The sequence below is a fragment of the Sporosarcina sp. FSL W7-1283 genome (genome assembly GCF_038003105.1).
Classification (GTDB): Bacteria; Bacillota; Bacilli; order Bacillales_A; family Planococcaceae; genus Sporosarcina; species Sporosarcina newyorkensis.
In genome coordinates, this window is the sequence record NZ_JBBOOL010000001.1 from 1 (window position 1) to 11,964 (window position 11,964).

7 protein-coding genes and 1 rRNA gene are annotated in these 11,964 nt (G+C 43.1%); all 8 read left to right on the forward strand.

Annotated elements, in window-relative coordinates; all coding sequences use genetic code 11:
• Positions 1 to 1,350: chromosomal replication initiator protein DnaA (dnaA, locus tag MKY93_RS00005; RefSeq protein ID WP_445683470.1), on the forward strand; the 1,350-nt coding region annotated here is incomplete at its 5' end.
• A 171-nt stretch (positions 1,351 to 1,521) separates the two neighbouring features.
• Complete coding sequence (gene dnaN, locus MKY93_RS00010; RefSeq protein ID WP_221837395.1) at positions 1,522 to 2,658, forward strand: DNA polymerase III subunit beta; 1,137 nt, start codon at positions 1,522 to 1,524, stop codon at positions 2,656 to 2,658.
• Positions 2,659 to 2,778: 120 nt separating this feature from the next.
• Entirely contained in the window at positions 2,779 to 3,018 is a 240-nt protein-coding gene (gene yaaA / locus MKY93_RS00015; RefSeq protein WP_078818773.1) for a S4 domain-containing protein YaaA, read from the forward strand.
• Positions 3,008 to 4,126, forward strand: coding sequence for a DNA replication/repair protein RecF (recF, locus tag MKY93_RS00020; RefSeq protein ID WP_078818764.1), 1,119 nt, complete (start codon positions 3,008 to 3,010; stop codon positions 4,124 to 4,126). The genes yaaA and recF overlap by 11 nt, the downstream gene beginning before the upstream one ends.
• A 48-nt stretch (positions 4,127 to 4,174) precedes the next feature.
• Positions 4,175 to 6,097: a DNA topoisomerase (ATP-hydrolyzing) subunit B gene (gene gyrB, locus MKY93_RS00025; RefSeq protein ID WP_176132623.1), complete on the forward strand. Its 1,923-nt coding sequence runs from the start codon at positions 4,175 to 4,177 to the stop codon at positions 6,095 to 6,097.
• Positions 6,098 to 6,170: 73 nt separating this feature from the next.
• A complete protein-coding gene (gyrA, locus tag MKY93_RS00030; RefSeq protein ID WP_221837387.1) occupies positions 6,171 to 8,681 on the forward strand; it encodes a DNA gyrase subunit A in 2,511 nt (836 codons plus the stop codon).
• Between the two features lie 139 nt (positions 8,682 to 8,820).
• Positions 8,821 to 9,933 (forward strand): HD-GYP domain-containing protein, encoded by a 1,113-nt coding sequence (locus tag MKY93_RS00035; RefSeq protein ID WP_340757702.1) that lies wholly within the window; start codon positions 8,821 to 8,823, stop codon positions 9,931 to 9,933.
• A gap of 473 nt (positions 9,934 to 10,406) precedes the next feature.
• Positions 10,407 to 11,958: ribosomal RNA gene (locus MKY93_RS00040) — 16S ribosomal RNA — on the forward strand.
• The last annotated feature ends 6 nt before the right edge of the window (positions 11,959 to 11,964 follow it).

An 11,964-nucleotide genomic window follows, 5' to 3' on the forward strand; every position in this document is an offset into this window, starting at 1 on the left:
TTGGAAAATTTATCGAATTTGTGGGATCAGGTATTGAAGAATATTGAAACCCGTGTTTCAAAGCCTAGTTTTGAAACGTGGTTAAAATCAACAAAACTGCTGACTTTCGAAGCTGAAAATGTAACGATTGCGGTCCCCAATTCATTCGCGAAAGATTGGTTAGAAACACATTATGTCCATTTAATTACTGGAATTTTGTCTGAATTAACCGGAGAAGATCGGATTATAGAATTCATTGTTCCGCAAGATATGGTGGAAAATGATATTAAAATACCGAAAGCACCGCCAAAGGTCGCAGAAAAAGTACCAATGACCAATTCCGCTGGCATGCTCAATCCAAAGTATACATTTGATACGTTCGTTATCGGATCCGGCAATCGCTTTGCTCACGCAGCATCACTTGCCGTTGCAGAGGCACCTGCGAAAGCCTACAATCCACTCTTCATCTATGGAGGCGTTGGCCTTGGTAAAACCCACTTGATGCATGCGATCGGACATTATGTGCTAGAACAGAATCCATCCTTGAAGGTTGTCTATTTGTCATCTGAGAAATTCACCAATGAATTCATTAATTCAATTCGTGACAATAAAGCAGGTGATTTCAGGGATCGGTATCGTAACGTAGACATACTATTGATTGATGATATTCAATTCTTAGCAGGAAAAGAACAAACACAAGAAGAGTTCTTTCATACATTTAATACACTGCATGAAGAATCCAAACAAATCATCATTTCAAGTGACCGTCCACCAAAAGAGATTCCTACGCTTGAAGATCGATTGCGTTCACGCTTTGAATGGGGATTGATTACGGACATCGCTCCGCCTGACCTAGAAACCCGAATTGCGATTTTACGTAAAAAGGCGAAAGCAGATGGTCTCATTGATATCTCAAATGATGTGATGTTATACATCGCCAATCAAATTGATTCGAATATTCGAGAACTTGAAGGGGCACTGATCCGGGTTGTAGCATATTCTTCTTTAGTGAATGCAGACATTACGACCGATCTCGCAGCAGAGGCTCTAAAGGATATCATTCCGAATTCAAGGCCACGGATTATTTCCATATTGGATATTCAGAAGTCTGTTGGAGAACACTACAATATACGGCTGGAGGATTTTGTAGCTAAGAAAAGAACGAGGGCAATTGCATTTCCACGTCAAATCGCGATGTTTTTATCGAGGGAATTGACGGATTCTTCTTTGCCTAAAATTGGTTCGGAATTTGGAGGACGGGATCATTCTACGGTTATTCACGCACATGAGAAGATCTCCAAGATGCTAGAATCTGATAAATCCCTTCAGCAAGATATCCAAGATATTAAAAAGGCACTTGGACGTGCGTAATTAACTGTGGATAATTGTGGACAGACTGTGCTAGGTCGTCCACGTTTTATACACATGTGGAAAACTATAATAGGCATACGTTCGGGAGGCTTTTCCACATATCCACAGCCCCTATTACTATTACTACTATCTTTAATTACTTAATTAATATTATATAAGCGAGGTATCGAGATGCAGTTTGAAATTATGCGTGATCGATTGTTGGATGGATTAAGCGATGTCATCAAAGCAATCAGTCATAAAGTGACGACACCGATTTTAACGGGTATTAAGTTAGAGGCCACGGAAAAAGGATTGACGATGACCGGAAGTGATTCAGACATCACAATCTCTACATTTATTCCGCTAGAGGAAGATGGAACTCAAATTATCCGAATGATTCAACCGGGTACATTAGTATTACAGGCTAAAGTGTTTAACGAGATTATTCGTAAATTGCCTACTAATGAAGTTATGATTGAATTACGTGACGGAATGAAAACACATATCCGCTCTGGACAATCTGAATTTCATATTATTGCCCAAAGTGCAGATGAATATCCTATCTTGCCAGATGTAAAGGATGCAGAACGCTTTGAACTGCCTGCAGACTTGATGAAATCCATTATTCGAGAGACAGTATTTGCTGTATCTCAACAAGAAACCCGTCCTGTATTAACCGGGGTTCAATGGACAATGAAAGAAGACGAACTTTACTGTATTGCAACGGACAGTCATCGTTTGGCGAGAAGAATTATTACACCCGAAGTACAAGCAAGTGTACCTTTTAATGCAGTCATTCCAGGCAAAAGCCTTCAAGAATTAAGTAAAATCTTGCCGGATCATTCGAATCCAGTGGAAATTTTTATTGCCAATCAGCAAGTTCTATTTAAACTGCATAACGTTTTATTTTATTCCAGACTGCTAGAAGGCAATTATCCTGATACATCACGCTTGATTCCGAATGAATACAAAACGTCAATCACCGTAAATGGCCGTAATTTATTGCAAGCGATTGACCGAGCCTCACTGCTGGCTCGTGAAGACCGCAACAATATTGTTCACTTTTCAACAGATGGCAGTTCACATATTCAAATCTCTTCTAATTCGCCAGACGTCGGGAATGTAGAAGAGCTGGTAGAAGCTGTTCAGATTGAAGGCGAGCCATTGAAAATTTCATTCAGTGCGAAATATATGATGGATGCATTGAAAGCAATTGATGGTCAAGATTTGATGATTCATTTTACAGGCAGCATGCGGCCGTTCATTTTAAAATCAATTGATAGTGAAGCGATTTTACAATTAATTTTACCGGTCCGTACTTTTTAATTAAGAACATTGAAGAAATAAATATAAAGTGGATAGTCAACATGTTGGCTATCCTTTTTACTTATTGTGAAAAGTTCGGTAAACTAGAGGGACAGACTATTGATGAGGGATTGAATGCAAATGGAAAAAGTTAATTTTAACTCGCCATTTATTACGCTAGGTCAGTTGTTAAAAATGACAAATACGATTAGTTCAGGCGGAATGGCTAAATGGTTTTTAGAAGAACACATCGTTTATGTAAATGGCGAACCGGAACAGCGACGCGGTAAAAAATTATATGATGGCGATGTTGTAAATATTCCGGGTGCAGGAAAATATAAACTGTCAGCGGATGAATCTGGACAGTCGGATGTATATTGATCGACTCGCATTAACGGATTATCGAAATTATGCCTCTCTAGAATTAGAATTCTCCCCCACCATGAACGTGTTGATTGGTGAAAATGCTCAAGGAAAGACTAATGTCATGGAAGCGATCTACGTATTGGCCATGGCAAAATCTCACCGAACTGCAAATGATCGCGAACTCATACGCTGGGAACAAGAGTGTGGTAAAATAGAAGGTGATGTCGAACGTAAATTTGGACGTTTGCCATTAGAATTGACCATTTCCAAAAAAGGAAAGAAAGCAAGAGTCAATCATCTCGAACAAAATCGATTGAGCATGTATGTGGGGCAGATGAATGTGGTAATGTTCGCGCCTGAAGATTTAAATATTGTAAAAGGCAGCCCACAACTGCGCAGGCGGTTTTTAGATATGGAGATCGGGCAGATTTCAAGGGTCTATCTGCATGATCTCGTCAGTTTCCAAAAAATATTGAAACAGCGCAATGCAATGTTGAAGGAGCACCGGGGCAAACTGGATCTTCAAGATGTGATGTTCGATATTTATACGGAACAATATATTCAAGTAGCGGTCAAAATAATTCGGAAACGTTTTTATTTCATGGAGCTGCTGCAAAAATGGGCAAATCCGATTCATCAAGGGATCTCTCGGGGGCTTGAATCCCTTGAAGTTTCATATGGAACTTTAAAAGACCTGCATTCTGGGCAGACTGTTGAAGAAATGGAATCGATCTTTGCCGATCAGTTAAAGACGGTACGAAGACGCGAATTAGAACGAGGGCTTACGCTGGTAGGTCCGCATCGTGATGATTTGCAGTTTTTTGTCAATGGGTACGATATTCAAACATTTGGATCACAGGGTCAGCAACGGACAACAGCACTTTCTTTGAAACTTGCTGAAATTGAACTTGTAAAACAAGAAGTAGGAGAAACACCTATCTTGTTGCTCGATGATGTGTTATCCGAATTAGATGATTATCGTCAGTCACACTTGCTAAGTACGATGCAAGGGCAAGTTCAAACTTTTGTCACGACAACGAATATTACGGGAATAGATCATGACACTATTCAACAAGCGGCTATTTTCGAAGTCCACGATGGTTCCGTACAACGTAAAGGATAAGGATTAAAAGTTTGATATGTTTGGAAAGGAAAGGTGAACACCTTGGCAATGGAAGAGAGAGAAGTACAGACAGCTTATGATGCGAATCAGATACAAGTGTTGGAAGGCCTTGAAGCTGTCCGTAAACGTCCTGGTATGTACATTGGGACGACAAGTGCAAAAGGACTCCATCATCTCGTTTGGGAAATTGTGGATAATAGTATTGACGAAGCACTCGCCGGCTATTGTGATCACATTGAAGTAACAATTGAGAAAGACAACTGGATTCGAGTAGACGACAACGGTCGTGGTATACCTGTTGGAATTCAAGAATCCACGGGAAGACCGGCCGTGGAAGTCATTATGACTGTTCTACATGCCGGCGGTAAGTTCGGCGGTGGCGGCTATAAAGTTTCAGGCGGATTACATGGTGTTGGATCATCTGTTGTCAATGCCTTATCAGAGAAAACAGAAGTCTTTGTTCGGCTTGATCAAAAGCTATATGCGATTGAGTTTTCCAGAGGACCGGTTTCAAAAGAGCTTGAAGTAATCGGAGAGTCTGATGAAACAGGGACTACGATTCGTTTCAAAGCGGATCCGGAAATTTTCACGGAAACGACTGTATATGAGTACAGTACTCTCGCTACACGTCTACGTGAACTTGCCTATCTGAACCGAGGTTTGCGCATAACGATTACAGACGAACGCGAGGAAGAGCCAAAATCAGAAGTATTTCATTACGAAGGCGGTATTAAATCATACGTTCAGCATTTGAATGAAAATAAAGAGCCAATCTTTGAAGAACCAATTTACATTGAAGGCGAACGTGATGGAATTTCAATCGAAATTGCTATGCAATATAACAGTGGCTACGCAGAAAACCTGCTGTCATTTGCCAATAATATACACACGTATGAAGGTGGTACACATGAATCTGGGTTCAAGACAGCTCTAACTCGTGTGATCAACGACTATGCAAGGAAAAATGGCTTGTTGAAAGAGGCGGATGGCAATCTGTCTGGCGATGATGTGCGTGAAGGATTGACTGCAATCATCTCGATTAAACATCCAGATCCTCAATTCGAAGGACAAACGAAAACAAAGCTTGGAAACTCAGAAGTGAGCACCATAACAAATTCCCTGTTTTCCGAGGCGCTTCAGCGGTTTTTAATTGAAAATCCAGTGGTTGCCCGTAAAGTAGTGGATAAAAGCACGATGGCGGCAAGAGCGCGTATGGCTGCCAAGAATGCTCGTGAATTGACACGACGTAAGTCAGCACTTGAAGTATCCAGCCTGCCAGGTAAGTTATCTGACTGTTCTTCGAGAGATCCTTCGATTAGTGAGCTCTATATTGTTGAAGGTGATTCCGCCGGCGGTTCAGCGAAAAATGGACGTGATCGTCACTTCCAAGCGATTCTGCCATTGCGAGGAAAAATCTTGAACGTTGAAAAAGCACGTTTGGACCGCATACTCGGTAATGCGGAGATTCGTATGATCATTACAGCACTTGGTACAGGAATTGGCTCCGAATTTGATTTACAGAAAGCGCGTTATCATAAGCTCGTGATCATGACAGATGCTGACGTCGATGGTGCGCATATCCGTACGTTATTATTAACGTTCTTCTTCCGTTTCATGCGTCCATTAATTGAGGCCGGCTATGTGTACATTGCACAGCCACCGCTTTATCGTGTACGTGCAGGGAAAAATGAGCAATATTGTTATGACGAAGAAGCACTGCAAGAAATTTTGAGAAGTATGCCTGCTTCACCAAAACCGGACATTACGCGGTATAAAGGTCTTGGTGAAATGAATCCAGAGCAACTTTGGGAAACCACTATGGATCCCGATAAACGTACGTTTCTGCAAGTTCGTTTGGAAGATGCAATGGAAGCAGACGCCACTTTTGAAGAACTGATGGGCGATGAAGTGGAGCCGCGCCGAAAATTTATTGAAGACAACGCGGTCTACGTACAAAATATCGATACCTGATCGGTCGCCAATCGGTAATTGGTCGGTGCCAACAGAATTTTTTAGATGTAAGTGGTGAAAGGAGCTTGACAACATGGCAGATTTGCCACAAGGCGGAGTGCAAGAAATAAATATAAATACAGAAATGAAAACATCGTTTCTGAACTATGCGATGAGTGTTATTGTATCTCGTGCGCTTCCTGATGTTCGAGATGGTTTGAAACCTGTTCATCGACGGATTTTATATGCCATGCATGATTTAGGTATTACAGCAGAAAAACCGCATAAGAAGTCCGCACGTATTGTTGGGGACGTTATCGGTAAGTACCATCCACACGGTGACAGTGCCGTATATGACACGATGGTCCGGATGGCACAAGATTTCAGCTATCGCTATATGCTTGTCGATGGCCACGGAAACTTTGGTTCTGTCGACGGTGATGGCGCGGCTGCAATGCGTTATACCGAATCGCGGATGTCCCGTATTGCAATGGAGTTATTGCGTGATATCAATAAAGACACGATCGACTTTCAAGCAAACTATGATGAGCAGGAAAAAGAGCCTGCAGTCTTGCCTGGACGTTATCCCAACTTATTAGTTAACGGTACATCAGGTATTGCCGTGGGGATGGCAACAAACATTCCTCCACATCATCTCGGTGAAACGATTGACGCAGTGCTCGCGCTGGCAGGTAACAGTGCGATCACGACAGATGAATTGATGGAGATCGTTCCGGGTCCAGATTTTCCGACCGGCGGAATGATCCTCGGGCGCAGCGGAATCCGCCGTGCCTATGAAACAGGCCGCGGTTCGCTCATTATCCGTGGAAAGGCAGAGATCGAGCAGCAATCAAACGGTCGTGAAACCATTATTGTTACTGAAATTCCGTTCCAAGTGAATAAGGCAAAATTGATTGAGAAGATTGCGGAGCTCGTGCGTGATAAGAAAATTGACGGTATTACCCACTTGGCAGATGAATCCGACCGTACAGGGATGCGCATTGTGATCGAAGTCCGACGCGATGCCAATGCCAACGTACTTTTGAATAATCTTTACAAGCAAACTGCATTGCAAACCAGTTTTGGTATCAACATGCTGGCGCTTGTAGACAAACAACCAAAAGTTTTATCGTTAAAGGAAATTTTATTCCACTACTTGGAACACCAGAAAGTTGTCATTCGACGACGCACACAATTTGAGCTGAATAAAGCTGAAGACCGCGCACATATTTTGGAAGGACTGCGCATTGCACTAGATCATATAGATCGCATTATTGCGTTGATTAGAGGTTCCAAAACAACGGCTGAAGCGAAGTCCAGCCTTATGGAAACATTCGACTTATCAGAACGTCAGTCTCAAGCCATTTTGGATATGCGTTTGCAACGTCTAACTGGGTTAGAGCGTGATAAGATTGAATCCGAATATCAAGAGCTGTTGACTCTCATAGCAGAGTTGCGTGCAATTCTGGCGGACGAAGAAAAAGTAATCGAAATCATACGTGAAGAATTAACGGAGATTAAAGAACGCTTTGCAGATGAACGACGAACAGAAATTATGCTGGGCGGTTCTGAAATGCTGGAAGATGAAGACTTAATCCCAGTCGAAAATTCCATTGTTTCATTAACGCATCAAGGGTATATTAAGCGTTTACCTGCAAACACTTATCGCAGTCAAAAACGTGGCGGTCGTGGTATTCAGGGTATGGGGACAAATGAAGATGACTTTGTCGAACATTTATTGAATACATCCACACATGACACAATCCTATTATTTACTAGTAGAGGCCGTGTGTTCCGCAAGAAAGGTTATGAAATTCCAGAATATAGCCGGACTGCAAAAGGGTTACCGATCATCAACCTTATCGATTTTGAAAAAGGAGAAAAGGTGACGGCAATGATCCCGATCAGTGAGTTCAGGGAAGATCACTATTTGTTCTTTGCGACAAAGCACGGGGTGATCAAGCGAACTTCAATTATGGGTTACGCAAATATTCGAGCAAATGGATTGATCGCATTAGGCTTGCGTGAAGAAGATGAGCTGATCTCAGTGAAATCGACTGATGGTACTTCAGACATTGCAATCTGTACAAAACAAGGCATGCTCATTCGTTTTGCAGAAGAAGACATTCGTCCGCTCGGCAGGACAGCAGCAGGAGTGAGGGGCATTCGACTGCGAATAGATGATGAAGTCATCGGTATGGACATGGTGGACGAAGGTGATGACATTCTCGTGGTCACTGAAAAAGGTTATGGTAAACGTACACCAGAAAGTGAATATCGTTCGCAATCACGTGGAGGATATGGTCTGAAAACAATGCATATGACAGATCGTAACGGCGAGATTGTTGCGATGAAAGCTGTTAATGGTGAAGAAGATCTCATGCTTATAACGATCCACGGTATTCTAATTCGTATGTCCATCAGCGATATCTCTATATTTGGCCGGTCTACGCAAGGGGTCCGCTTAATTCGATTGGCAGACGACGAGCGGGTCGCTACGGTCGCGAAAGTAGAGAAGAGCGAAGAAGAACATGAGGAAGACATTGAAGAAGAATCTGTAGATGCACAAGAGGACCTTTCAGTGGAGACAGAAGATACAGAGTAAAGAAAAGTTATTGAAGAGACGTAAACCGTCACTTCAATAACTTTTTTTGTGTCTATGAATTTATACTCATGCATCTATCCCTATAAATGAGAATAATATATGATAATAGATATAGTGAAAAAGAAATTAGGTGAAAATAGTGGAAGTTTACAAAGAAGTCAGTGAGTTAAGGCCTGGTAGTTTCCTTAAAGAAGATCTGTATGTAAATACAAAAAACCCGATTGTGGCCAAAAATACGAAACTAACACTTACACATATTGAGGTGCTTCGTTTATTTGGTATAGCAAAGGTTTTAATTGAATCCAAAGCCCAGAGCCAATCCGAGCCAGAATCACCTGAAAAGAAAATCGAAGTAAAACTTACTCCCGAGGTGGAGAAATTAGTGAATCAAAGTGCCCCTCCTAAGTCTAGAACATTACAGGCTTTGTATGATGAAGCGGTGGAAGCTTACCAAAAAGAGTTTTCCGGGTACAGGTCCGGAAAGAAACTGGACGTTGCGGTAGTCCGTTCGATTGCATTACCTGTGATTCAAGCGTTTCTAGAAAATAAAGAGTATGTGAGAAGGTTGAATGATTTTTCAGCAATCCAAAACTACAAAGCACATCACTCCATTAGCGTGGGAATTTTAGCTGCATTAATTAGTGAACAAATGGGCTATTCCAAGGGACAAGTCCTGCAAGTGGGCATTGCGGGTGTGTTGGCGGATAGCGGAATGGCAAAAATTAATTCTAAAATCATTGATAAAGTGGCATTCTTAACAAGCGAAGAGATGAATGAAGTGAAAAAGCACGTAGTCCATAGTTTTCAAATGGTGCAAGAGTCTTCATTAGTAAGACAAGAAATGAAGGTAGCAATTCTCCAACATCATGAACGTTTTGATGGAAGCGGCTATCCGAGAGGTTTAAAGGGACAAAAGATTATAGAGTTCGCACAAATAATTTCAGTGGCGGACGTCTATCATGCAATGACATCTGAAAGACCATACCGTCAAAAAGAAAATTCTTTCAAAGTCATAGAGTTATTGAAGGAAGATGAGTTTGGAAAGTTTGACGTGAAGATCATTCAAGTTCTACATGATTTAATTAATAAACTGTCAATCGGAGTAAGAGTGAAATTAACAACGGACGAAATAGCTGAAGTTATTTACTTGCACCGGGATTTTCCTTTGCGGCCGATTGTTAAAGTCCTCGGCAGCGGTACACATATTGACTTATCCGCAAATAGAAAGATTACTATTGAAAAGATGTTCTAATAAATATAAAAGTTGATCCTTCTTCTATATAATAAAAAAGAGGATCAACAATTCTTTATATCTGTGTTTCTAAGATCAGAAGCCTTGATTTAGTTGAAACTATAGCCGGAATTACTATACTGGATCTAGTAAATTACTTTTTAAAGGCTTTAAATCAAGTCTTTTAAAAGAATTTGATAAAAAAGCTTGCAATACAGAATAGACGGTGGTATATTTATAAGCGTCGCATCGGGGAGTTGCAAAACACCCGAACAACACTTTAAAACTTTTTAAGAAAAAGTGTTGACAACAAAACAGCGATTTGGTATTATAAGAAAGTTGCCTCTTACGAAAGAGCAACCATATGAACCTTGAAAACTGAACAGCAAAACGTTAACGAATTATACGTTTGTGCATCGGCTCTGCCGGTGACATAAACAAAATGAGTATCTTAAATGATGCCAGCAAGAATTCGAGCTAACTCGAATTTCTCTTTTATGGAGAGTTTGATCCTGGCTCAGGACGAACGCTGGCGGCGTGCCTAATACATGCAAGTCGAGCGAATCTTTGGGAGCTTGCTCCTAAAGATTAGCGGCGGACGGGTGAGTAACACGTGGGCAACCTACCTTACAGATGGGGATAACTCCGGGAAACCGGGGCTAATACCGAATAACCCATTTCTTCGCATGAAGAGATGTTGAAAGACGGTTTCGGCTGTCACTGTGAGATGGGCCCGCGGCGCATTAGTTAGTTGGTGGGGTAACGGCCTACCAAGACCACGATGCGTAGCCGACCTGAGAGGGTGATCGGCCACACTGGGACTGAGACACGGCCCAGACTCCTACGGGAGGCAGCAGTAGGGAATCTTCCACAATGGACGAAAGTCTGATGGAGCAACGCCGCGTGAGTGAAGAAGGTTTTCGGATCGTAAAGCTCTGTTGTAAGGGAAGAACACGTACAGGAGTAACTGCCTGTACCTTGACGGTACCTTACCAGAAAGCCACGGCTAACTACGTGCCAGCAGCCGCGGTAATACGTAGGTGGCAAGCGTTGTCCGGAATTATTGGGCGTAAAGCGCGCGCAGGCGGTCCTTTAAGTCTGATGTGAAAGCCCACGGCTCAACCGTGGAGGGTCATTGGAAACTGGAGGACTTGAGTACAGAAGAGGAAAGCGGAATTCCACGTGTAGCGGTGAAATGCGTAGAGATGTGGAGGAACACCAGTGGCGAAGGCGGCTTTCTGGTCTGTAACTGACGCTGAGGCGCGAAAGCGTGGGGAGCAAACAGGATTAGATACCCTGGTAGTCCACGCCGTAAACGATGAGTGCTAAGTGTTAGGGGGTTTCCGCCCCTTAGTGCTGCAGCTAACGCATTAAGCACTCCGCCTGGGGAGTACGGCCGCAAGGCTGAAACTCAAAGGAATTGACGGGGACCCGCACAAGCGGTGGAGCATGTGGTTTAATTCGAAGCAACGCGAAGAACCTTACCAGGTCTTGACATCCCGCTGCCCGGCATGGAGACATGCTTTTCCCTTCGGGGACAGCGGTGACAGGTGGTGCATGGTTGTCGTCAGCTCGTGTCGTGAGATGTTGGGTTAAGTCCCGCAACGAGCGCAACCCTTAATCTTAGTTGCCATCATTCAGTTGGGCACTCTAAGGTGACTGCCGGTGACAAACCGGAGGAAGGTGGGGATGACGTCAAATCATCATGCCCCTTATGACCTGGGCTACACACGTGCTACAATGGACGGTACAGAGGGCTGCAAACCCGCGAGGGGGAGCCAATCCCACAAAACCGTTCCCAGTTCGGATTGCAGGCTGCAACTCGCCTGCATGAAGCCGGAATCGCTAGTAATCGTGGATCAGCATGCCACGGTGAATACGTTCCCGGGTCTTGTACACACCGCCCGTCACACCACGAGAGTTTGTAACACCCGAAGTCGGTGGGGTAACCCTTACGGGAGCCAGCCGCCGAAGGTGGGACAGATGATTGGGGTGAAGTCGTAACAAGGTAGCCGTATCGGAAGGTGCGGCTGGATCACCTCCTTTCTAAGG

Excerpts from the sequence above, each read along its gene's own strand:
- dnaN (WP_221837395.1), top strand. The coding sequence starts at position 1,522 with ATGCAGTTTGAAATTATGCGTGATCGATTGTTGGATGGATTAAGCGAT.
- recF (WP_078818764.1), top strand. The coding sequence starts at position 3,008 with ATGTATATTGATCGACTCGCATTAACGGATTATCGAAATTATGCCTCT.
- gyrA (WP_221837387.1), top strand. The coding sequence starts at position 6,171 with ATGGCAGATTTGCCACAAGGCGGAGTGCAAGAAATAAATATAAATACA.
- gyrB (WP_176132623.1), top strand. The coding sequence starts at position 4,175 with ATGGAAGAGAGAGAAGTACAGACAGCTTATGATGCGAATCAGATACAA.
- yaaA (WP_078818773.1), top strand. The coding sequence starts at position 2,779 with ATGGAAAAAGTTAATTTTAACTCGCCATTTATTACGCTAGGTCAGTTG.